Raw genomic sequence first — 22,994 nt, 5'->3', positions numbered from 1 at the left:
AGGCTTTGTTCTGCCAAGCGTCCCCTTACACACCGCAGACTGGTAGCGTTCCGCGATGTCGGTCACCTCGCGCACGTACGCGTGTGCGCAAGCCCATTCACTGGCCAGAGCAACCAACGAACAACGTCTGGAATGAACTGCTAGCGGCCCGATTGCGACACTGGGGGCGTATTCTCATATCGCATGTACCCCGCCCCAGCCCATGAGACACCTCCACGTCATCCTCCCCTGCCCCCCAGGAGGATGACCACGATCCCGGTCGACGCCGAGTGGCTGGAAGACTTTGACCACGCCCTGCTGAGCCTGTTTGCCACCAACCACCGTGAGGCCGGCATGGATGCCTACCTGCTGGGCTGGTATGCCGATCTGGAACCGCGCGAGGCAGCGATGGCCTACGGCAACGACTACGACCTGGCGCGCACACCGGTTGCGCTGCCGGCTGACCATGATGTGGGAACGCCTTCCGGGGGGGAGCGCTCCGTCTGATCATCGGCAATGGCCACGCCACGTTCTGCAGGGCGCGCCATAGGGCTATTCCCTGCCCACCCCCTGCACCCGTCCATCCTGCGCCTGCTGTTCCACTTGCCGCGCAGCACTCTGCTGCTGTGCCTCCTGGTTCATCTGCTGGTAGCGCTGCATCGACACCTCCACCGGCGTCGTCACAGCGCGGTCGGTCGTCATGGTGGCCAAGGTGAACGGAGGACTGCTCACATCGCCCTTCACCAGAAACACCGTATGCCCGGCCGGCTGGTGGCCGGTGGCGGCGCTCAACGCCACCTGGTCCACGCGGGACAGGTCGTTTTGCTTCGCCAGCACCAGCAGGCTGGCGGTCATTCTGTCGCTCACGGCATCCGGCGCCCGCCCATGCTGAGCGTCCAGCGCAGCAACGCCCGCGCGTATCTGTTGGTGGAGTGCGTAGTCGGCCCCCCCTGGCTGCAGAGGATCAGGCTGCAGAGGATCAGGCTGCTGAGGACCAGGCTGCTGGGTGGGCTGCGCAGCGAGTGCACGCACCTCTTGCCACGCCGCCCGCAGCTCCTCGGTCGTTGTCGTCGCCACCGGGCGGGCGACACCATCGGCACCCGTCTGGTAGTGGGTAATAGCGCGCGACTCACCCGCATTGCCCTCGGTCGGCGGCGCAAGCTGCTGCATTGTCGCGCCGGTGATGCTGTGCTGGGCACGCGTGCGCGCCGTGGCCAGCTCAATGGCCTCCATCCATTGCGACGAAGGCGTGATGCCCGCAGCCGCGTAGGTGTGGCGCAGCTCGTTCTGGTTCATTTCTGCATTGGTGAGCGCCGGGCGCGCCGACAGCGCAGCAATGGTCTGGTCGAGCACATCAATCGACGGCTGCTGGATCGTACGCGTTGCCTCCAGCTCCAGCGCCATGTTGCCCTGTGCTACGCGCCCCTCGTGGGACCATGTTCCCGCTTCGTCGCGCTGGTAGAGCACGTTGTCCGAACCAAGAATGGCGTCCGGCCGGGCGCGCGCCGCCTCTACAGCTTCGGGCACCACGGGCACAAAATCGCTTGCACGCGTGGCAGCGCGATTCTCCAGGTAACTTGCTGCGATCGCCGCCTTGCCATGGGCGATGTTGTCCTCGATGCGCTGCACGGCCTGCTGGTTCAGCTCAGCAGCGCGTTCGGGTGTCGCCGTCTGGGCTTCATAGATGCCACGATCATTGGCACCGGCCACACCCGTCTTGATTACGCGGGTCCATTGTTCGGTCTGGGCATCGCGGTGCCAGTCAGGGTTGCCGAAGCCGCTTCCCTCGTCGGCTCGGGCAGGAATGCTGAAGGGGTTCTGCGGCGGCGAGGCCTTGCCCAGCGCCAGCTCAACCGCGCTCACGCTTGCCTTGGCACCCAGTTCGCGCGCCTTTTCATAGCTCGCGCCCACACTGTGCTCGGTGGCAACCCCAGGGCTGGCAGCCGAGTCCTCCATCCTGGCCTGGCGCTGCCAGTTGTTGCCGTCAAATTTCCACTGCACGCCGGCATTGTCTTTCTGGTGATACACCGCGCGGTTGTCGAGCAGGTCGGCGCCCTTGTCGAATGCCTTGCTCATGAACAACGCATCGGCCGCGACCACCGCCGCCGGCACGAAGCTGGACGTGCCGATCACGGAGGCGGTTGCCATGCCTCCGAGCCAGCCACCGCCACTGCGTGCAACCGCGTGGTTGAACTCGGACTGGGCGGCCGTGCCGTTGCCCTGCTGCAGGTGCTCGGATATGCGGCGCGTGGTGAGGATGGCATCCGCGCCGGAGGCGAGCAGACCGCCGGAACGGACCAGTTGGCTGGCGGAGGCTTCGCCGATGAGGAGGTCCATGGTTACGAAGCCGCGCTGCGAGACGGGCTTGTACTGCGTTGGAGATGGCGCAGTCAGATCGTAGATTCCTCCCCGCGCGGGCCCGATGGATGGCAGATCATCCACTAAGGCGTGCCGGACGCGCGCGTTGGTCGCATCCGACAATGTTAGGCGCCCCGCCTGTTCCGCCTGCGATATCGCCAGACGCATCTCCATTCTGCCTGCCACTTCGCGTGCAAACGCGTCCCGCTCACCCGGGCCGGCAACCAGATTCCTGGGGCTACTGTGGATTTCGTCAATGATCCGCCCGATCCTGGCGTCTGAGTGAGTGACTGCTGCCCACTCTGACTCCACTGGCCCCATTGATCGCAGCATCCTGAGCTGCACTGCATGTTCCGCACGATACGTTTGCGGGTCGGAGTAGAACCTTACGTTTCGAGCGTTGGCTTGATCCTTGGTCAACGCATCTGGCGTGGTGGCAAGAGCATCTCCATTGATTAGACCAAGCTTCAATGTCTCTTGGAACTCAGTCACCCGTGCCGCAATGCGAGCTGCAGCAGCAGGCTCTTTTCTCATTGCGGCCATACCATCGTCAGTCCTGCGCAGGTCATCGAGAAAGCTGGTAACACCGTCCGTGTACGAACTTCTTGTTCGCCCACGGTGGGGAGACGCCTCAATATCCTCGGCAAGCTCCCCCTCTACAGGCAAGTAGATGCGATTCGCCGAAGAATCTTTCTCAATGAGCTTGAGCTCATCCAGCCGTTTCAGCAGCGGATGATCTCTAAAGAGGTTCTGCTCCAGTACATGGTGGCTTTGCAGTATTACTTGACCAGCAGCCATAAGATTCCCTTCCGGCATACACGGGCACTATCAGATATCCGAAGCGTCGATCAGCCGCACGCCGCGGGTCTTGGGCTCTATTCCAAAGCCGCCCTCCAGAAGCGCATCTCGCAGAGTCCTGTCGCAGAAGACATCGGCGGTGTAGGGCGTTACGAACACATGCGCCGCCCCTACCACTTTCAAGTCAAACGCCAATCGGGCGCCTCCCGCGACACTGTAGTACTTGCCATTCCGATAGCCCTCGGTCAGTACCTTGACCTTGGACGACGCTAGATCAACTGCATCAAGCACCCTCGTTACTTCGCAGAAGTAGTGGGGCGCAGCCGTGGTGCCATCCTCCAGAGAAAACTCGCACTCGACGAATGCAAAACCTTCAGGATCCACTGACGCAAGCAGTCGCTTCAGCGGCTCTGACACGAGCCAATAGTCGGTGATGCCGCTCTGCAGATCCTTTGGCATGTCCCCCAGCCGGCGTTCATGCCGAAGGCGTGGTTTCACTTTCAAATTCGCAAGCCCTCCAACCTCAGGAGGAACGCTCAGGCTGGCGGGGAAGGGAATGTCGTCTTCATTCTCCACCGAAACGCCCTGCCCCCTCCCACCACCGCGCATGTCAGCGCGAAGGATGTAGAACTGTCCCGATTTTGGTCCGCTTTCATTTTTCATATTCGAACTCTATACAAGAACATGTTTCACGACATTACTGGTAACAAGTAATCGCCAAGTCACACTTACTTCTAATATGCAATTCTCGACGACATGATTTTACACCGCGGCAGCGCCGCACTAATGCGCAACTCATCACACAGACAATGGACCCAGGCCAGAGTAAGCATGAACGAAACGGGCACTAGAAGGTAGGACAGAATCTGGCTGTTCTTCAGCGTCTGCTGCTCGATGCTGTGATGGTCCTGAAAGATCGTACTGTAGCCCGCCATGGATCATTCTCCTTCCTTGGCATGGACCTTCAACGATTCACGACATCGTAGAACCAGAGACCGTTTGACTGGCCGGGCGAAAAGATCCCTGCTTCCTCAACGGCGGCCCGGAACGCTCTGTCGCAGAACACTCCGCCGTGAAAAGCCAGACGGAAAACATGCGCGCCCTGCAGAGCTTCGGGGCGGAAAGCCAAGCGAACCTCTCCGGTCAAGTCATAGAACTTCCCCGCTTCGAATTCGTCACTTAGCCCGATGTGGAGTACTGATGTTTCTTCATTCAAGGCATCCAGAGTGCGCGTCACATCGCAGAGGGAGTATCCTCCGGACTGGCTTCCATCTGAGGCCTCGTAGGTCACGTCCGCGAACGAAAACGCACCTGCGTCCACCTTCTCCATTACGCGTCGCAGACGGTCGGAGACCAACCAGTAGCCACTCATGCCGCCGTCTAGATCCTGGGGCGGAGAGCCTCGCTCAGGACGATAGACCAGCCTGGGTGTTTCCCTAAGCACGGGGAATCCGCCCGAGCGGGGGCGCAGTATTACTCGTGGCGGTGTCAGCAGGTTCGTGACGTTCTCGAAGACGACTCCATGCCCCTTGCCTCCACGTCGCGCGTCAGGCTCCAACTGAAAGAACTCCCCTGGCCTGGGCAGATCGTCGCTTGATTGCGGCATAGTTAAAAACCCTTCTTTGTATTCTTGGACGAATATCAAACAGGCTAAAAGGCAACCCGCGTACGGCAGCCCTACACAGCCAGCACCAGATCCCCATTGATCAGTGCAACCTTCACGGTATCCCGCAGCCTGAGCACCGCTTCCAGAGCACGGGCCGTTGCAGCAGGATCACCCCGCATCGCGCCTTGACCGTCAGGCGACAGCTCGATCATGGACAGCTGCTCCACCATCCCCATCGTGTAGGACTCAAGCGGCTTGGCAGCGTACTGCGAACAGCCCAGCTTGGCCGCCAGCTCCCTGTCGAGCGGAAGATAGAGCCTGTTCTCGGGAGCATTGATCTCGAACTCGCCCACCGCGTGGAGCTGCTGTAGCAGGCCACTCTGCGAAAAGATCGTGGGATCGATGATCAGCTGCAGGTCAAACAGCCCGTCGTTGTCTTCATTGGCAGCCATGGCGTTCCCTCGCTGTGGGTGTGATGCATCCGTTGCGGTAAGTTCTACGCCGGTCCGCGCCTACGGGCAATCAGAACCCTGTGAATTGCCTCACAGGTTTGGAGTTCCGTCCCAGCCCATGAGCGCCCCACGGCATCCTCCCCTCCCCCCAGGAGGATGACCATGACCCCGATCGACGCCGAGTGGCTGGAAGACTTTGACCACGCCCTGCTGAGCCTGTTTGCCACCAACCACCGCGAGGCCGGCATGGATGCCTACCTGCTGGGCTGCTATGCCGATCTGGAGCCGCGTGAGGCGGCCATGGCCTACGGCAATGACTACGACCTGGCGCGCACGCCGTTGCTGTGGCCGATGCCGGGATTGGTGCTGCACAGTTAAGCAGTGACGCAATCGCCCCGCTTCCCACACAGGCGACGCAAATCGTCTGTCGCAATCGGAGCCACGCGCTGCTGCAAACCGTGCATTTTCAGGCGCGTTCGGGCAGTAACTTAACACCGGCCGAAACCACCGCGCCGCAAAGGATTCGCGCTGTGGCCTGCATGCAACAATGCCGTAAGCGTCAACACTTGCGGCCTCTCAGGGCTACGGTTTCTTGGCATCTCGCAACCGTGCGAGTACACCTTGGCATTGCCACCTGACACGGGTGGCGCGGGCGTCGAAAACCCGTTTTTAGAGTCGTGTGTTTACGCTTGTCAGCCGGCGTCACCTTTGCGTGGCGCCGGCTGGCAATCCGTTCGCGTTCCATGGCGGGCGGTGCGTGGGGACCTTCGGGTCCGCCGACTGACTCTAATCGGTTTTCGAGCCACGCATCGTCCCGCCACCTTCATCGGTGGCTGCTGTCTTCCTGCACGGAGCACTGCCATGAGCGCAACGAAACTCCCTGATCTGCACACCCAGCGCGATCCGGCCAACGCCGATCACGAGGATGACCCCGCGACCGATCCCAACGGGTTTGTCGCCACCCTGCGCCGCATTGCGGCAGGCGCCGGCGCCGATGGCCAGCCGTGGCACGAGCGCAACCTGAGCCTCGGCCGACGCATGCAGTTGGCCGACGCCGACTGCACCCTGGGCGGCCTGCGCGCCGTGGCTGAAATGGCCCTGGCCGAGGAGCGCACGCGGCAGAACGGCGCGCCCGAGCAGCGCCTGGGCGACCGGCAGATGGAGGGCCTGCTGATGGCGGTGCTGTCGCTGACGGTGATGGCCAGCGAGCGGGTGCAGGGGCAGCGGTAGGCCCCTGCTCCGGCATCCCCTCGATCACGCGCAAGGAGTTTCACCATGACCAGCACACCGGCACGCCGGCTGGCCTGCGCCGCGCTGGTGGCCGTACTGGCTGCCAGCGGCTGCGCGCGGCCGCCATCCACGGCGTTGGATGACGACATCACCGCCACGCTCAAGGGCACCAACAGCCCCCGCACCGTGGGCGGCCGCACCTACACGGCGCAGCCGGTGGAGGCCAGCTTGGGCCCGCACCGTTTCATGTTCCCGGCCAATCTCTACTACAACCAGATCGGCCCGTTTGCCGGTGGCGGCGTGATGCTGGCGGTGTTCTGGCCGGACTTCGATGCCGCGCCGCCGGGGGATCATCCGGTGCGGTCGGTGGAAGATGGGTATCGACAGGTTTCGATTGAGCTGCGGTATGTGGGTAGCGCGGGGGCGGCGGATTACCTGGCGCAGGATCTGAGCGAGCGTGTGGCGCTGACGCCGCGCTGGGGGCTGACGCCTTATGCGGTGGATCGGTCGAAGGTGGCGCGCGATGTGCGGGAGGTGACGCCGGATTGGTACGTGGCGCGGGATGGGGATGGACGGGTGAAGACGTTCATCAGCTGTGACCCTTGGGAGTACATGCCGGATGGGGTGCTGATGGAGGGTGGGAGGCTTGTGAGGTCTAGTGGGGATCGGGTGGCGATGTGCTGGCATTCGATGGTGGATGTGGAGGATGGCGTGGGGGTGGAGATGAGCTATGCGCGGGTGCTTTTGGTCGACTGGCAACGGCTGGAGGCGACCACTCGCAGAGTGGTGCGGCAGTACGAAGCGCGACGGTGAGGTCGTTGGCCCGGAGGAGGATGACCGTGACCAAGATCGACAGGGAATGGCTGAAGGCCTTTGACGAGGCGATGCTAGGCCTGTTCGCCATCGACCATAGCGACGCCGGCATGGATGAGTTCCTGCTGGGCTGCTATGCGGACTTGCCGCCGCGAGAGGCGGCGCTAGCGTTTGGCGATGAATACGACCTAGACCGGGATGATGCTTTGTGGCCCCGACTTGGGCTGGAACGTCAGAGCTAAATAGCGACGGTCAATCGTATTTCACCCAAACGCTGACTGGACAGCTCATGTGCTTCGTGTGACTGCCACGATCCGGGCATCACCAGAAGACCGCGTTCCAGATCGAATGGCAGCACCCAAAGCTGCAACTCAGGGCTGAAGTCGAACGCCGGCAACGGCTGCGCAAAGCCAGCGTGCTGCGGATAGACCAGTGCCATCTGCCCCGCCCCACCAAGGTAGCGTTGTCCGTAGGCAAACATCTGGTAGAAGTCGGATTGCTTGAGCCCGTACTTCTGCCGCGCGTCGCCAGCCGTCGCATCGAGGACTTTCCACTTCGTGTCCAGGACACGCAGTTCGTCGGCCCGGCGTAGCAAGAAGTCTGGGATCAGATTGAACCAGCTCGCTTCACCATGGCGACATAGGTATTCCGACGCCGCGCCGCCAACCCGCCACTCCGGTGCGAACTGGCGAGAGAGGCAAACGCCCACGTAGCGCTCAAACAGCCGCTCCATAGGGAACATCATGCTGGGGCTGCGCCAATCGCCTGCCAGCGCCAGCGGGCTTTGCCCCGACAGAACCAGCTCACACAGCGGGCGAACTTCGCGATAGTGGGCCATCAGCCGGTCGCTGCCCCAGGCGCGCAAGTCGCTAGCAACCTGAGTGCTTCGTGGGACGCTGGCCATGCGCGTGGACAGTTCCTGCGCCAACCGCCAGGTTCCTGCATTACGCGTGCGCGCGCATACCCGATCCAAGGCGACACGCAGAAGTCGGTTCTCCGGGCGGTCCTCACTAAACACATCGTGCTCGATGTTGAATACGTGGGCGCGGGTAGGCGACTGACGAAGCTGGCGCGACATATCCAACCGGCCGCGCAAAAACAGCTGTTCCTCCCGAACACGGGTGTAGTCGAAGCGAAGCCCCCGCTTCAGCAACTCATCCAGCGCGGAGATGAATCGCCCCATGACCCATTCATTCAACGGCGTGTCGAACAGGGTCACATCGGCCGGACTGCCTTCCCTCGGCGGGATGTCCAGGACAGTGCACAGCATGCGCCGCAGCAGCCGTCGGGCGCCGAGCGCATCGTCCGCATGTGCAACGTGCTTCGGCAGTACCTCCAGCGTGGTGCCGTCGGGACATTCCATTACGCCCACGTACTGATCCAAACGAAGCCAGCGTGCACCGTCGCGCTGCATGAGCGCCGCTCCGCCAGCGCGCAAGCGCTCGAACTCGCCGCACAGCCAGTCAAAGGACGCCTGCGGCAGGAAGGCGGCATCTAGCCCCTCCTGCCGCGCGCCACCTTCTGAGACGCCAATGCGTGCGTACTCGCGAACGGTCAGCACGGCCACGGGTCAGTCCGCCTGACCGACGAGGATTCCCTTGTAGCTGGCCGCCTGTTCGAAAGCCGCCTCATGGATGTACCAATTGGCCGTGTCCGGGGCAAGCTGGACCTCGGGCGCGAACAGTCGGTTCAACTGAAGTTCGCGCTGGCGCAGAAAACGCTCAGCGTGAGGCTTAGCGTCGTCGTTCAGGACCCAAGCAATGCGGCGCCAGTCTTCGAAGAAGTACTCCTGCAGCAGAGGCAGGATACGGAGGCGGAACGCATCGGCAAGCGCGGGTAGATCCTTGGCGCCCATCAAGTAGGCATGACCGATCAGATGATCCCGGCCCAGCAGAACCTCGATGCGGCTGTTTAGCGTGCTTAACAGTTCGCCCACAGGAACGCCTTCGACACTCCAATCGAGCAGCTCCGGCTGGGGCGGCATCTCAATGAAGCGGAAGCGCCGTCTCAGCGCCACGTCCATTGCAGCAAGGGAGCGGTCCGCGGTGTTCATCGTGCCGATGAGGTGCAAGTTGGCTGGCACAGCAAACTTCTGCTTGGAGTACGGCAAGCAAACCGACAGCGCCTCGTCCATGCCCTGGCGCTTGCTCGGCTCGATGAGCGTAATGAGTTCACCGAAGATGCGGGCAATATTGCCGCGGTTGATCTCGTCGATGATGAGGACGTACGGCAGGTCGCTGTGCTGGGCATCAATGCAGAGTTCGAGGAATACACCGTTCTCGACGCCGTACTCGAGCGCACCGCTTTCGCCGGCACGAGCCTTGAGTCCTTCCACGAAGTCTTCGTAGGCGAAGCTCTGATGGAAGGTGACAAAGCGGATGCGCCCTTCATCGTGCAGCGCGTCGAACCGACTCTTCAGCGTGGCGCGCGCGGCAGCCCCCTGCCCCGTTGTCGCGGCCAGGAGTTCCGGATCAAGGATCTCTAGTGCCTTGTCCACTACACCATAGGTCTTACCGGTACCGGGCGGGCCGAAGAGGATGGTATTGGAGGGAGCGTGAATCACGGGCATGTCGTCGTCCTGTTCCACAGCTTCATCTTCTTGTTCCTCAGCCTCGGCACCATCGCCTTGCTCATAGGCGATCGCCACCCAGAGGAAGGACTGAACATCGATCATGTCTGCGGGCGGCCAGCCGTCTTCCGATAGACGTGCCGCCAGTCGAGAGGACAGCGTACGGATGCGCTCCCACTCCTCACCGGTCATGCCACCTTTGCGGAAGTCGAAGGTCGGATCGAGCAGACCCAAGGCACGGCGCATCTGACCGGTCTTGATGAAGAAGTAGCGCGTCGGATCTTTGAGAGTCAGCAACAGACTTGAGAGCGAGCGTTGGCCAGCAGGCTGCAGCGGTGGACTTAGCTTAGATGAGGAGTCATTAAAGGCATCCAGCGCAGCGTCGCCGTCTTGTCCTGAAAGCAGCGAAAGGACAGCGCTACCCAGCGCCGCGCGATCGCCCTCCGGTAATTCGGCCAGCTGAGCAACGATTCGCCAACCGACGACGTTCTGAGGTTGCGGGTTCTCAGCACCGACGCGGGCTTTCAGCAGGCTGATCAATGCAGACCAGACTTCTTCTGGCTGCTCGCTACTGAGCGCTGGGAGCATGATCGCGTGGTAATGCTCTACCAACTGCCGCTTGTAGCTGGTTTCCCGCAGCAGGCGCTGGTCCTCGGAGAAGCCGCTGAAGTCAGGGAATCGTGCAAGGAAGCGCTCACGCAGGCGTGCGTAGCCGAGCTCAAACGTGTCTCTACCGCCCTTTCGCGCCTCAATTCGGTACTGCCCACTCTTCTCTTGGACAATGAGCAGCGAGTCGCCGGCTACGACGCCTAGACGCCTAAAAGCAGGCGCAACCCTTGCGCGGATTCGAGCGGAGCCCGGTCCGCTGGCCCGCAGATCGGAGGTGATCTGATAGCCGTCTGCAAACGTGAAAGTCGCCTCTCGACCTGAAGCTGCGTCCGGGCGGCCGAGCATGGCTGCATCGAAGCCTGACCAGTTGGGGTCCACCGTGATGTAGCCATTGCGTATGGCGCCGTCTGTGAGCACGACTTCGTAGGTGGGCGAGCCACTCGAAACAGCGGGCGCAGCGGGAGCGAAAGAATTTTCAGCTGCTGGCGGCAGAGTCTTTCCGCAACCCTTCAGCCGCACCTGGCGCGCAGAGAATTCGGTTGGGGATACGCTAGGCCGCCACCGCAGAATTTCGGTCAGGCGATCTCTATGACCGGTTCCGATGTCGACCGCATCGAACAGGCATGTAACAGGGTGCTCCCCGTCCATCGCCACGAAGTCGAGCTTTCCGCAGTAGACGAACGGGACCGCGTTGGAGGCGCCGCGGACCTTTGCCCGCATCCGAGCGAATAGATAGGTGGGCGAACCGCCTGAGATCCGGCGGATGATCGGTGAGCTCTGGCTATTCCTATTCTGGCTTTCCCAGTAGAAGTCGGTGCCGTCGAAGAGGTCGAGATAGCTGGCCTCGCCCTCCTTCTCGAGGGTGACGAACAGCAAGACGGCATTCTCGAGTTCTAAGATTCCGTCCGCCCAGGGAGTTCCGTAAATTTCAGCCGGGACGGGCAATCCACTGAGCTCGGCGACGTTCTGGCGGGAGTATTCGGAGCCTATTTGAAAACCGCTCAGTTCGACCGAAGTGTTGATACGTCCCATGTGCACTTATCGATAGTCACGTCAGCTATATCGTAAGGCAAAATTTCAAATTGCGACACCGATTGACGCTATCGACCGGCATCTCGCGTCAGCAGGAACCATTCGCAGCACGAACTTCGACAAAACAAAACTCACCCAAAGATCAAACTATAAAATAGAGAACAGCTCAGAATTTCGATTGCATTTTCTTCATGTCAACGAATATGCCCAAAAGCGACGCATGAAGCTCCTCTCGCTTCTCCTCAATTTTCTTACCAACCTCATTAACATCGAATGCCTTGTTAGATATTATATAAAGACACTCTGTCACAGAATCAACCATCTCATCGGCACGCCGAGTAGCTGAAATGTAGTGGGCAGAGTCATACATCTTTAGGCACATAAAACTTGTAATAAGGGCAGAACATTCACTTTTGCACTCAGTCACCTTCGCCTGAGTCCCCTTAACGTTGCCGCGAAACGAAACTGAAGATGCAATCTCCGTTGACCACTTCAGCGCAAACTCCTGCGCCCTATCAATAACAGCAGGCGCTACGACACGCCTAAACCAAAACTCATCTTCAACCGACCGCCGACGCGACATTCGGTAATTAACAACCGTTATAACCAAATTTAGAATGGTGAGAAGGGCTCCCACACCGAAAACAACCCATTGCTGAATACTTACCGATGAACTTCCAATGGAAATGCTTACCTGCTCCATCCTTCGCCCTCATCCATTAAAGCGGCCGAACTTCCGCCAGCGCCCTATCGATCCCTTTCTCGATTTCCTCAAGAATAACTGCGGGAGCTTCAAATACGTACTTCTTCAAGAAAGCATCTCTAGACCTGAAATTTACAACACTGGGCCCAAAAAGCCCTAAGAAAAACGAACTATTCAACGAGTAAGTATCCTCAGGAATCTTGATCTGCACGGGGGCCTGGGATTTGTCCATTCGATCCAAACCAAGCTGCACTCTCGCTCGCTCTCCTTTCGATCTTCCGGCATAAACAGGACCGCCTAATTTGTCAAAATCAATGGTTTCCATCATTCAATTTCTCTTATTTGCAATTTGCCACTGAGCGGGAAATTGATTGAAATCAAGGTCCCGGGAAACGATGCCCCCACCATCGTTCTGACAAGTTCACCATCAGGAAGTTCACTAGTACTATTTTCCTTGTTGAACGCGATTATCTCCCTCCCAGTCGCCTCATCTTTTTTCATCTTGTATTTACGGTGAAATCTAATGTGCGTATCACCGGAAACCAGGACCATTTCAGGATCACCCGTACCTTCATCGGAGCAGGCATCGCTAATGCGCTGAAAGAACTCCATCATCGCAATGGTTCCTTGCCCCCTAGTGCCACTTTCATCAAAATTTTTGCTACTCACCTTTCCCTGCAGTGCTGCAACGGTATAAAGGGCCCCTTCACGCATTCGATATTTACGGAAAGCAGCATCCTTATGCCGTTGTACGTATCCATAGACCTGATCTCGAGTGTAGCCATCTTCGAGCGCCGTGAAGGTTTCCTCAATACTGCTGCCGAAATTAACAACGACAACCTTAAATAGTTTCGTAGCTACATCCAGATAACCAACAATTGTCCAATCGGTCATCCCAGCATGATCCTGGGCGTTGGTTAAAAGCTCTCCAACGTAATCGCACAAATTCCTGCGACCATTCGCGGTGAGCTCTTTGTTGATTGTATTGAGGCAATTGTTAACGTGATCAGAAAATTTTTCGGTGACAGCTTCAACAGAGTCAGACGCGTCAATAGTACGGGTTGGCTCAAGACTAGCCTGCCGGTGTCGGAAGACTTTGACATCTCCTTTCAACGAAAATTCGACATTATCCTTACCTCGATCCGACATCAACACCTTGACGGTTCCCACTTCCTCCATCTCCCTCTGCAGCTCTTGCTGCCGAGGAAAACTACCTCGAATACTTACTTTACGCAGGCCGAATGACTCGTTCTTTATCTCTTTTAGCACAATCGCGAGCAGGCTATCGGCAGCGAGATCCATCTCGGTAACTCGACTAAGATCAATATTTACTCTAAGCGAGCCCTTATTTTGCCTCGCATACTTCGCAATACGGAAGATACTGAGCAACGTGTCCCTAGGATTATGGTGAACCGAGAATGATCGTGGAACTATGACCTTACCCGCAATTACGGAATCACGCACAAGCACTTCGTGACTCTTCCCTGCCATCAACCCCAATGGCTTGGAGCGATAGCGCTTAGACTTATTTTCAGCATCTTTTTCTTGATTATTAATCTTAGCTTTGACAACACGCCGCTTCCTGCGTCGCTCAACGTCGTGAATCCACCGCTGATTCTCCAACCTAAGTTTCACACCACGCTGCGAAACTGACTCCTTGGCCATAGAGCTCCATCTCCGTATCTACTGCAGATTGGCGGAAATACCTGAAAAAAAGGGGCGACCAAAGTCGCCCCTCTGTTAGAAATCAAACCCCAACAGGGTTAGCCTTCTCCGGATCAATCTTGTACTGCTTGATCGCCCGGGCCACGTCCTTCCCAGTCATCTTCCCGTCCTTAGCCAGCGCCGCAATCGCGGCATGCGCGATGTAGTACCGGTCAACTTCGAAGAAGCGACGCAGGTTCGCACGGGTATCCGAACGACCGAAGCCATCCGTACCCAGCACGGTGTACGACATCGGCACGAACGCGCGGATCTGGTCCGCATACGCACGCACGTAGTCGGTGGCGGCAATCGCCGGGCCCTGGCGGCCTTCCAGCAGCTCGGTCACGTAGGCCTTGCGCTGGTCGCCTTCCGGGTGGAAGCGGTTGGCACGCTCGGCGTCAAAGCCATCGCGGCGCAGCTCGTTGAAGCTCGGGCAGGACCAGATGTCGGCGGTCACGCCGAAGTCCTTGTCCAGCAGCTCGGCGGCGGCAATCACTTCACGCAGGATGGTGCCCGAACCCAGCAGCTGCACGCGCAGGTCGCCCTTCTTCGGCTTGCCGGCGTCGGTCAGCAGGTACATGCCCTTCACGATGCCTTCGGCTGCACCTTCCGGCATTTCCGGGTGGGTGTAGTTTTCGTTCATCAGGGTCAGGTAGTAGTACTCGTCTACCTGGTCTTCCATCATGGCCTTGGTGCCGTGCTGCAGGATCACCGTCACTTCGAAGCCGAAGGTCGGGTCGTAGCTGCGCACGTTGGGGATGCCGCCAGCCACCAGGTGGCTGAAGCCATCTTCGTGCTGCAGGCCTTCACCGTTCAGCGTGGTGCGGCCGGCGGTGCCACCCAGCAGGAAGCCGCGGGTACGCATGTCGGCAGCCTGCCAGGCGATGTCGCCCACGCGCTGGAAGCCGAACATCGAGTAGTAGATGTAGAACGGCAGCATCGGCACGTTGCTGACCGAGTAGCTGGTACCGGCAGCCATCCACGAGCTGATGGCGCCCGGCTCGCTGATGCCCTGCTGCAGCACCTGGCCGCTCTGGTCTTCGCGGTAGAACATCAGCTGGTCGGCGTCGACCGGCTTGTACTTCTGGCCGAACGGCGCGTAGATGCCGATCTGGCGGAACAGGCCTTCCATGCCGAAGGTACGGGCTTCGTCGGCCACGATCGGCACGATGTGCGGGCCCAGTTCCTTGTCGCGCAGGGTGATGTTGAGGCTCTGCACGAAGGCCATGGTGGTGGAATAGCTGCGCTCGCCGCTGCTCTTCAGCAGGCGCTCGTAGGTTTCCAGCTTCGGTGCGTTGAAGCTCTTGTCGGCCTTGCGGCGGCGCTGCGGCAGGTAACCGCCCAGGGCGCTGCGGCGCTCCTGCAGGTACTGCACTTCCGGCGAATCCGGGCCCGGGTGGTAGAACGGCACCTGGCCATCGGCCAGCTGCGCGTCGGTCACCGGAATGTTGAAGCGGTCGCGGAAGTGGCGCACTGCTTCGTCGTCCAGCTTCTTGGTCTGGTGGGTCGGGTTCAGTGCCTCACCGGCGCTGCCCATGCCGTAACCCTTCACGGTCTTGGCCAGGATGACGGTCGGCATGCCCTTGGTGTTCACGGCCTGGTGGTAGGCGGCGTACACCTTGTGCGGGTCGTGGCCACCACGGTTCAGGCGCCAGATGTCGTCGTCGGACAGGCCGGCGACCATCGCAGCGGTTTCCGGGTACTTGCCGAAGAAATGCTCGCGGGTATACGCGCCGCCGAAGGCCTTGCAGTTCTGGTATTCGCCGTCGACGGTTTCCATCATCAGCTTCTTCAGGACGCCATTGGTGTCCTTGGCCAGCAGGGCATCCCAGTAACCGCCCCACAGCAGCTTGATGACATTCCAGCCGCCGCCACGGAAGACGCCTTCCAGTTCCTGGATGATCTTGCCGTTGCCGCGCACCGGACCGTCCAGGCGCTGCAGGTTGCAGTTCACCACGAAGATCAGGTTGTCCAGGCCTTCACGGCCGGCCAGGGCGATGGCACCCAGGGTTTCCGGCTCGTCGCTCTCGCCGTCGCCGATGAAGCACCACACCTTGCGGTCGGACTTCTCGATCAGGCCACGGTTTTCCAGGTAGCGCATGAACTGCGCCTGGTAGATGGCGGCCAGCGGGCCCAGGCCCATTGACACGGTGGGGGTCTGCCAGAAGTCCGGCATCAGCCACGGGTGCGGGTAGGACGACAGGCCACCGCCGTCGACTTCCATGCGGAACTTGTCGAGCTGTTCTTCATTGATGCGGCCTTCCAGGAAGGCGCGCGCGTAGATGCCCGGGGCGCTGTGGCCCTGGATGAACAGCAGGTCGCCCGGATGGCTGTCGCTCGGGGCGCGCCAGAAGTGGTTGAAGCCCACGTCGTACAGGGTGGCACCGGAGGCGAAGGAGGCGATGTGGCCGCCCAGGTCGCCCGGCTTGCGGTTGGCACGCACGACGGTCGCCATCGCGTTCCAACGGATGATCGAACGGATGCGCCATTCCAGTTCCGCGTTGCCCGGGCTCTTGGCCTCCAGCTGCGGATCGATGGTGTTGACGTATTCGGTAGTGGGAGAGAACGGCAGGTACGCACCCGAACGACGGGTCAGTTCCACCATGCCTTCCAGCAGCTGATGCGCGCGCTCGGGGCCCTCGACATCAATGACGGCCTTCAACGACTCGATCCACTCCTGGGTTTCCACAGGATTGGTGTCGTTGTTCAGCACTTCGTTCAACCAGTTCATTAGCGCTCCCATTACCGCACGCACGCGCGCGACTGTTGTATAGATATCTAGACCGCAAAGTGTAGCGCACCAAGGGCTTTCGTCGTTTGGCTACGCTGCCGTATGGATGCAGGCGGCCAGTGTCCGCAAGGCCTGTCCCGGGCCAGCGGGGGGCGGGACAAGCGGCTGCAAGCCTCTGTTTTTTCCGCCGTATCGGCCTGCGCCGGCTGTCGTTTCCGGGCCGCTGCGTCCACGTGCAGGACGCAGTGTTACCGCCACGGATGACTGTAGTGGGGCAGCGCGCGCCCCTGTAAGGCTTGTCTGACGGTGCGCGGCTGAACCTCTTACAACCCGTCGCGTATGGCTCTGGACCCTGCCGCGCCCGCCACGCACCGTGGCCGCGAGCAGGCCCCTTCCCGCGGTTTACCGCGCTGTCTGCCGGCCCCGGCCACCGGGGCACCTGCGGTTGCTGTTGCGTGGCCTGGCACGGATGCCGGGCCACGCAATGGTGGCCTGCAGCGCGCGCACGCCCTGCCCCAACCCCTTCCCCTGCTTGGACCGTGGCCCGATCTGCACATCGGTGTGGCCGAAACCGTACTTGTCCGGTGCGGCTTATCGATATATCGTTTGCACACTCGTTACCGATATATCGAAATGAGCCGAACCTCTACTGCCAAGGCGCGCAAGGAAGACGATGCGCCCGCCGTCCCCCGCCGCAACGGCCAGCCGCGCGTGCTGAGCCGGGGCGACCTGCGCCTGCTGGTGCTGGCGCTGATCGGCGAACAGCCGCGCCACGGCTACGAGCTGATCCAGCACATCAGCGGCTTGTTCATGCAGGCCTACACGCCCAGCGCCGGCACGATGTACCCGCTGCTGGCCAGCTTCGAGCAGGCCGGCTGGGTGGATTCGGAAGAAGAGGACGGCCGCCGGGTGTTCCGCATCACTGCGGCCGGCGAGTTCGAGCTGAAGGTGCAGCGCACCCAGGTGCGGCTGGCCCAGCGCCGCGCCTTCGACCGTGCCCGCGAGATCACCAAGGCCTCGCTGCCGCCGCCGCTGGCCACCGCGCTGCGCGAGTTCAAGCAGGCGCTGGTGCGGCACCACGGCCGCTGGAGCGAGGGCGAGGCCGAAGCGGTGGCCGAACAGCTCTCGCGCGCCTCGGCGCTGCTGAACGGTGCGCTGGCCGATGCGCCCTACCGCGTTACCCCGACCGAGCCAGAGTGAATCCCGCCAGGTCGTTTACCCCCTTCCACGCGCGCGATGCCGCGCGCTTACCTGCACAGGTACTGCAATGACCCAACATGAAAATTCGCGCCTGCGCCTGGATGTGCGCTTCCGCCACCTGACCGTGCTGCGCACCGAGACCGTGACCCCGCACATGCGCCGCGTGGTGCTGGGCGGCGCCGACCTGGCCGGCTTCGATTCGCCCGGCCCGGACGACCACATCAAGCTGTTCTTCCCCAACAGCAGCGGCGAGATGGTGCTGCCGGTGATGACCGCCGAAGGCCCGCGCTACCCCGAGGGCAAGGAGCACTCGTTGGCGCGCGATTACACCCCGCGCTGGTGGGACCACGAGGCCGGCGAGCTGGCCATCGACTTCGTGCTGCACGACCAGGGCATTGCCGGGCCGTGGGCCGAGCGCGCGCAGCCGGGCGACACCCTGTCCATCGGCGGGCCGCGCGGCTCGTTCGTGGTGGCCGACGACTACGACGCCTACGTGTTGATGGGCGATGAAACCGCGCTGCCGGCCATCGCCCGCTGGCTGGACGTGCTGCCCGATGGCGCCGAGGTGCAGGCGTATATCGAAGTGAGCGACGAGGATGAGCGCCAGGACCTGCCGCAGTACGAGAACGTGCGCATCCACTGGCTGGAGCGCAACGGCTTCCCGGCGGCCAGCAGCACGCTGCTGGAAGACATGCTGACCGACTTCGAGGCCCCGGACGGCGACACGTTCTATTGGATCGCCACCGAATCCCGCCGCGCGCGGATGATGCGCAAGTTCATCGAAGGCCACCTGGGCGTGCCGCGCGACTGGATCCGCTCGACCGGTTACTGGAAGGCCCACCCGGACGAAACCGACGGCGATTGAGCGCCTGTTGACGGTGGGTGCGCACGCTACTGGTAGTGCCGGCCGCTGGCCGGCAACTGCAACCGCCGGCCAGCGGCCGGCACTACCACAACGTTCTCTGCCACAATCGCGCTCCTTTCCCGCACCTGTGAGGCCCTCCATGGGCAAACTGACCCTGGCCGGCATCGACAAGCTGCGCACCCGTTTCGCCGATGACGCGGCCTGCGACACCGCCCTGGCTGCCTTCGCCGACCCGGCCGCCGCACGTGCACCGCTGCGCGAGCTGCTGGAGGCCGAGCATCGCTATCTGCAGGCCGAGTTCGAAGTGGCCCAGGTGGCCGACATCCTGCGCCGCGACCAGAAGTACGCCCCGGTGGGACGCCCGTCGGTGCATATCGTGCAGCTGCGCAAGCAGCAGGCCGCCACCAAGCAGGCCGCCCTGATCGCCCGCAATGTGGTGGCCCAGGCCGCACAGACGTTTGTGCGCGTGAGCGGGATGACCGTGAAGGCCAAGCAGAGCCCGAGCGAAGCCTGCGCCGCGTGGTTGATCGCGCAGCGCTGAAACCGCTGGGATTCGAAAAACGACGACGGCGTTCGAAAAAACAACAACGGCGTTGGGACGAACGACGACGGCGTTCGGGAAAACAACGACGGGGTAGAGTCGACTGTTAGTCGACTATCGCGCGCAGCGCGGGGTTTTGCGTCTCCGCCAAGAGCAGTCGACTAACAGTCGACTCTACCGAAAGCGGGTGCCCGCGCAGGCCCAACCGAAAGCGGGTTCCCGCGTAGGCCCAGCCCAAAGCAGGTTCCCGCACGGTCGCCGCCCCGCCCCAAAAAAGAAGGCCCGCTTTTCAGCGGGCCTTCTGCCTTCTCACGACGAGTGAGCGGGTTACATCAAGCTGCCGGCTTTTCGCCGGTGGCTTCGGTGGTGATGCGGATGTTCACTTCATCGCTGACGTTCGGGGCGTAGGCGCCGACGCCGAAATCGCTGCGCTTCAGGGTGGTGGTCGCATCGAAGCCAGCGGCCGGAACCTTGGCCATCGGGTGCTCGCCACCGCCGTTGATGGTGACGTCCAGGGTGACCGGCTTGGTGATGCCCTTGATGGTCAGGTCGCCGGTGACGGTCAGCTTGTTGGTGCCGGCGGCTTCAACCTTGGTGCTCTTGAAGGTGGCATCGGCAAACTTGGCGGCGTCGAAGAAATCGGCGCTCTTCAGGTGTTCGTCGAACTTGGCGGTGAAGCTGTTCAGGCCGCTCAGCGGCAGCTTCACTTCCACGGTGGACTTGGTCACGTCGGCAGCGTCGTACACCAGGGTGCCTTCGGCGTTGCCGAAGTGCGCGCTCGGGTGCGAGAAGCCGAAGTGGCTCCACTGGGCCAGCACGTCGGTGTGGCTCGGGTCGAGCTTGTAGGTGCCCGAGGCGATCTGGATCGCTTCGGCAGCCGGGGCGGCAGCAGCGGCGTCAGCGGCCGGGGTGGCAGCCTGCTCGGTGGTGGCCGGGGCGGCGGCATCGGCAGCCGGGGCAGCGGTGTCGGCCGGCTTGGAGCAGGCGGCAATGGCCAGGGTCAGGGCCAGCGGCAGCAGCAGTTTACGGGTGGCGCTCATCTGAGGAACTCTCCGGAATCGTAGGGTGGGTACAACGGGGGCCGCCAAGGTGACGGCCCGAAACCGATACAGCGACTTACGCGATGCGCGCCGCTTCGTCGAACGACAGGCGCGGCAGACGGGGGAACAGGCCCGAGGGGTCACCGTAACCCAGGTTGACCAGGAAGTTCGACTTGATGTTGGTGCCGGCGAAGAAGGCTTCGTCGACCTTGGCATTGTCGAAACCGGACATCGGGCCGGCATCCAGGCCCAGCGCGCGCGCGGCCAGGATCAGGTAGGCGCCCTGCAGGCTGCCGTTGCGGAACGCGCCTTCGTGGCGGCCTTCACGCGGGCCGTCGAACCAGGCCTTGGCATCGGTGTGCGGGAACAGGTACGGCAGCTTTTCGTGGAAGTCCTGGTCGAAGGCGACAATGACGGTGACCGGTGCGGCCAGGGTCTTGTCGTGGTTGCCTTCGGACAGTGCCGGGGCCAGCTTGGCCTTGGCTTCGGCCGACTTCACGAACACGAAGCGCGCCGGGCTGCCATTGGCGGCGGTCGGGCCCCACTTCACCAGCTCGTACAGGGCGTGCAGCTGGGCGTCTTCCACCGGCTTGTCGAGGAAGGCGTTCTGGGTACGGGCAGTGCGGAACAACTGGTCCAGTGCAGCAGCGTCGAGCGCGTGGGACATCGGTGGATCTCCAGGGCAGCAAAAGGGAGTCAGTGCCCGCGGGCGACGCGGGGCGAAAGGACGATCAGGAGTGTAGAGTGTCGCGACTGTTGCAACACCCAGCAGGGCTGAAACGAATTAATGCCAATGGTGAAACGATCGAGCGCGCCGTGGACGGTCACTGACGGCCGTGCCGGCAATGTCCGCCAGGCGGTCGCGCTGGCCTCGGCGCTGCGCCAGGGCACCCATCGCCCGCTGGTCCTGCGGCCCCGTGCGCCCTGGCGCTGGCTGTCGCCGCGGCGCCTGCCCGGTGATGTGAACGGCTACGGCCCCGACTTCGCCGAACTGGCCGCGCAGGCCCCTGCGCTGGCGATCGGCTGTGGCCGCCAGGCCGCCGGTGCGCTGCGCGTGCTGCGTGCCCGTGGCAGCCGCACGGTGCAGATCCTCGACCCGCGCCTGCCCTCCCGCCATTGGGATCTGGTGGTGGTGCCCGAACACGATGCCCTGCGCGGCAGCAACGTCCTCACGCTGATCGGCAGCCTGAACCCGGTGGACGATGACTGGCTGACGCTGGGCCGTGCCGCGTTCGCCGACTTCGGTGCCCTGCCCGGCCCGCGCACCGCGCTGCTGGTGGGCGGCCCGACGCCGCTGGCACCGTGGGACGAGGCGGCGATGGTGGCGGTGTTCACTGCGCTGGCCGAGCAGATCCGCAGCGAAGGCGGCAGCCTGCTGGCCACCACCTCGCGACGCACGCCGCCGGCACTGGCCGAGATACTGCGCACCACGTTCGCACACCTGCCGCACGTGATCTGGGGCGATGGCGGCGACGGCGTGAACCCCTATGCCGGCCTGCTGGGCTGGGCCAACCGGGTGGTGGTATCGCCCGATTCGGTAAACCTGCTCTCTGAAGCCAGCGCCACGCGCCTGCCGGTGATGGTGGCCCTGGCCGACACCGCGCAGGGACGGCTGGCCCGCTTCCAGCGCCAGCTGCATGAACGCGGCCGCCTGCAGACGCACTGGCTGGACTGGCAGCACGACCGCATCGAGCCACTGCGCGAAACCGCGCGGGTAGCGGCAGAGGTACACGCGCGCCTGTCGCTGGGGTAGCGCCGGGCCACGCCCGGCGGCCCCTTACCGCGAACCGCCGGGCATGGCCCGGCGCTACCAGGTTACCGGCGGTTTTGGCTTTGCCGGCCACCGGGCGGATAATGGGCGATTCCCTCGTCCTCCCCTGGCTCGCCATGTCCGTGCGTCCTGACCCTGTGTTTGCCCCGCTGACCCCGCGCGCGCTCGTGCTGGCAGTGCTGGCCATGGGCGCGGTGGTGCTGCTGTCCAACGTGCTGGTGCAGTACCCGATCAACGACTGGCTGACCTGGGGTGCCTTCAGCTACCCGGTGGCGTTCCTGGTGAGCAACCTGATCAACCGCCGCTTCGGCCCGGGCCCGGCCCGCCGCGTGGCGTGGATCGGTTTCCTGCTGGCGGTGCTGCTGTCGGTGTGGGTGGCGACGCCGCGCATCGCGATCGCCTCGTGCTCGGCCTTCATCGTGGCCCAGCTGCTGGACATTACCGTGTTCGACCGTCTGCGCCGTGGCAGCTGGTGGCGCGCACCGATGGTGGCCACCACCTGCAGCGCGACGGTGGATACGACCATCTTCTGGTCGATCGCGTTTGCCGGTTCGACGCTGCCGTGGGTGAGCTGGGCCGCAGGCGATCTGGCAGTGAAGCTGGCCATCGGCGTGTGCCTGCTGGCCCCGTTCCGCGCGTTGTTGTGGAAGATGGCGCCGGTCGCCCGGTAGGTGCCAACCCACCGGTCCGGTGGGTGCCAACCCACCGGTCCGGTGGGTGCCGACCCATCGCTCCGATGGGTGCCGACCCATCGCTCCGATGGGTGCCGACCCACCGCTCTGGTGGGTGCCGACCGTTGGTCGGCACGCTCCTTCAGGGTCCATCGCAGCCGACAGAGTGTGCCGACCAACGGTCGGCACCTACCAACAGCAGGCCATTGCCGGGCCGACGCCAAGCCACCTCTCCGATGGGTGCCGACCCACCTCTCTGGTGGGTGCCGACCGTTGGTCGGCACGCTCCTTCAGGGTCCATCGCAGCCGACAGAGTGTGCCG

Annotated in this window: 22 protein-coding genes; 10 read left to right on the top strand and 12 right to left on the bottom strand. The window is 62.4% G+C overall.

From position 1 onward, the window contains the following. Positions 1 to 243: 243 nt before the first annotated feature. Complete coding sequence (locus C1925_RS02485) at positions 244 to 486, top strand: hypothetical protein (RefSeq protein WP_108767550.1); 243 nt, start codon at positions 244 to 246, stop codon at positions 484 to 486. Positions 487 to 531: 45 nt separating this feature from the next. On the opposite strand, the gene C1925_RS02480 is transcribed toward C1925_RS02485, so the two are convergent. The 4 genes from C1925_RS02480 to C1925_RS02460 all read right to left on the bottom strand — a co-directional run bounded on the left by C1925_RS02480 (position 532) and on the right by C1925_RS02460 (position 5,193). Beyond that, entirely contained in the window at positions 532 to 3,135 is a 2,604-nt protein-coding gene (locus tag C1925_RS02480) for an XVIPCD domain-containing protein (protein ID WP_159097460.1), read from the bottom strand. A 30-nt stretch (positions 3,136 to 3,165) separates the two neighbouring features. Next, positions 3,166 to 3,798, bottom strand: coding sequence for a DUF1629 domain-containing protein (locus C1925_RS02475; protein WP_108767548.1), 633 nt, complete (start codon positions 3,796 to 3,798; stop codon positions 3,166 to 3,168). Positions 3,799 to 4,099: 301 nt separating this feature from the next. Further along, complete coding sequence (locus C1925_RS02465) at positions 4,100 to 4,741, bottom strand: DUF1629 domain-containing protein (protein WP_108767546.1); 642 nt, start codon at positions 4,739 to 4,741, stop codon at positions 4,100 to 4,102. 71 nt (positions 4,742 to 4,812) lie between these two features. Beyond that, a complete protein-coding gene (locus C1925_RS02460) occupies positions 4,813 to 5,193 on the bottom strand; it encodes a hypothetical protein (RefSeq protein WP_108767545.1) in 381 nt (126 codons plus the stop codon). A gap of 162 nt (positions 5,194 to 5,355) precedes the next feature. Between C1925_RS02460 and C1925_RS02455 the strand changes: the two genes are divergently transcribed. The 4 genes from C1925_RS02455 to C1925_RS02440 all read left to right on the top strand — a co-directional run bounded on the left by C1925_RS02455 (position 5,356) and on the right by C1925_RS02440 (position 7,478). After that, positions 5,356 to 5,571, top strand: coding sequence for a hypothetical protein (locus tag C1925_RS02455; protein ID WP_174213478.1), 216 nt, complete (start codon positions 5,356 to 5,358; stop codon positions 5,569 to 5,571). 483 nt (positions 5,572 to 6,054) lie between these two features. After that, complete coding sequence (locus C1925_RS02450; protein WP_108767543.1) at positions 6,055 to 6,423, top strand: hypothetical protein; 369 nt, start codon at positions 6,055 to 6,057, stop codon at positions 6,421 to 6,423. A 45-nt stretch (positions 6,424 to 6,468) separates the two neighbouring features. After that, positions 6,469 to 7,236 carry a hypothetical protein gene (locus C1925_RS02445; RefSeq protein WP_108767542.1) on the top strand — a complete coding sequence of 256 codons (768 nt, stop codon included), beginning with the start codon at positions 6,469 to 6,471 and terminating at the stop codon, positions 7,234 to 7,236. A 20-nt stretch (positions 7,237 to 7,256) separates the two neighbouring features. After that, positions 7,257 to 7,478, top strand: coding sequence for a hypothetical protein (locus C1925_RS02440; protein WP_108767541.1), 222 nt, complete (start codon positions 7,257 to 7,259; stop codon positions 7,476 to 7,478). Here C1925_RS02440 and C1925_RS02435 read toward each other — a convergent pair. The 6 genes from C1925_RS02435 to aceE form a co-directional block, all read right to left on the bottom strand. Next, positions 7,475 to 8,803: an McrC family protein gene (locus C1925_RS02435; protein WP_254051371.1), complete on the bottom strand. Its 1,329-nt coding sequence runs from the start codon at positions 8,801 to 8,803 to the stop codon at positions 7,475 to 7,477. The two genes, C1925_RS02440 and C1925_RS02435, sit on opposite strands and share 4 nt — an antisense overlap. A 3-nt stretch (positions 8,804 to 8,806) precedes the next feature. Next, complete coding sequence (locus tag C1925_RS02430; protein WP_108767540.1) at positions 8,807 to 11,446, bottom strand: DUF3427 domain-containing protein; 2,640 nt, start codon at positions 11,444 to 11,446, stop codon at positions 8,807 to 8,809. A gap of 166 nt (positions 11,447 to 11,612) precedes the next feature. Further along, entirely contained in the window at positions 11,613 to 12,149 is a 537-nt protein-coding gene (locus tag C1925_RS20855) for a hypothetical protein (RefSeq protein ID WP_159097459.1), read from the bottom strand. A 16-nt stretch (positions 12,150 to 12,165) separates the two neighbouring features. Further along, positions 12,166 to 12,474, bottom strand: coding sequence for a hypothetical protein (locus C1925_RS02425; protein WP_159097458.1), 309 nt, complete (start codon positions 12,472 to 12,474; stop codon positions 12,166 to 12,168). Further along, positions 12,474 to 13,814 carry a hypothetical protein gene (locus C1925_RS20850; RefSeq protein WP_159097457.1) on the bottom strand — a complete coding sequence of 447 codons (1,341 nt, stop codon included), beginning with the start codon at positions 13,812 to 13,814 and terminating at the stop codon, positions 12,474 to 12,476. The genes C1925_RS02425 and C1925_RS20850 overlap by 1 nt, the downstream gene beginning before the upstream one ends. A gap of 82 nt (positions 13,815 to 13,896) precedes the next feature. Next, positions 13,897 to 16,584, bottom strand: a complete 2,688-nt coding sequence (gene aceE / locus C1925_RS02415) for a pyruvate dehydrogenase (acetyl-transferring), homodimeric type (RefSeq protein WP_108767537.1) — start codon at positions 16,582 to 16,584, stop codon at positions 13,897 to 13,899. 633 nt (positions 16,585 to 17,217) lie between these two features. Here aceE and C1925_RS02410 point away from each other — a divergent pair. The 3 genes from C1925_RS02410 to C1925_RS02400 all read left to right on the top strand — a co-directional run bounded on the left by C1925_RS02410 (position 17,218) and on the right by C1925_RS02400 (position 19,190). After that, a complete protein-coding gene (locus C1925_RS02410; protein WP_108767536.1) occupies positions 17,218 to 17,784 on the top strand; it encodes a PadR family transcriptional regulator in 567 nt (188 codons plus the stop codon). A gap of 67 nt (positions 17,785 to 17,851) precedes the next feature. Beyond that, positions 17,852 to 18,649: a siderophore-interacting protein gene (locus C1925_RS02405; protein ID WP_108767535.1), complete on the top strand. Its 798-nt coding sequence runs from the start codon at positions 17,852 to 17,854 to the stop codon at positions 18,647 to 18,649. A 139-nt stretch (positions 18,650 to 18,788) separates the two neighbouring features. Further along, on the top strand, positions 18,789 to 19,190 hold the full coding sequence (locus C1925_RS02400) for a hypothetical protein (RefSeq protein ID WP_108767534.1): 402 nt from the start codon (positions 18,789 to 18,791) through the stop codon (positions 19,188 to 19,190). A 332-nt stretch (positions 19,191 to 19,522) separates the two neighbouring features. On the opposite strand, the gene C1925_RS02395 is transcribed toward C1925_RS02400, so the two are convergent. Next, positions 19,523 to 20,230 carry a YceI family protein gene (locus C1925_RS02395; protein WP_108767533.1) on the bottom strand — a complete coding sequence of 236 codons (708 nt, stop codon included), beginning with the start codon at positions 20,228 to 20,230 and terminating at the stop codon, positions 19,523 to 19,525. Between the two features lie 76 nt (positions 20,231 to 20,306). Continuing rightward, positions 20,307 to 20,897, bottom strand: coding sequence for a malonic semialdehyde reductase (locus C1925_RS02390; protein ID WP_108745798.1), 591 nt, complete (start codon positions 20,895 to 20,897; stop codon positions 20,307 to 20,309). A 126-nt stretch (positions 20,898 to 21,023) separates the two neighbouring features. Between C1925_RS02390 and C1925_RS02385 the strand changes: the two genes are divergently transcribed. Next, on the top strand, positions 21,024 to 21,983 hold the full coding sequence (locus C1925_RS02385) for a mitochondrial fission ELM1 family protein (RefSeq protein WP_108767532.1): 960 nt from the start codon (positions 21,024 to 21,026) through the stop codon (positions 21,981 to 21,983). A 134-nt stretch (positions 21,984 to 22,117) separates the two neighbouring features. Next, positions 22,118 to 22,672 (top strand): queuosine precursor transporter, encoded by a 555-nt coding sequence (locus tag C1925_RS02380; protein WP_108767531.1) that lies wholly within the window; start codon positions 22,118 to 22,120, stop codon positions 22,670 to 22,672. Positions 22,673 to 22,994: the final 322 nt, after the last annotated feature.

The organism is Stenotrophomonas sp. SAU14A_NAIMI4_5 (genome assembly GCF_003086795.1).
Classification (GTDB): Bacteria; Pseudomonadota; Gammaproteobacteria; order Xanthomonadales; family Xanthomonadaceae; genus Stenotrophomonas.
Note: the sequence above shows the minus strand (reverse complement) of the source record. Positions and strands in the feature narration are given on the sequence as shown.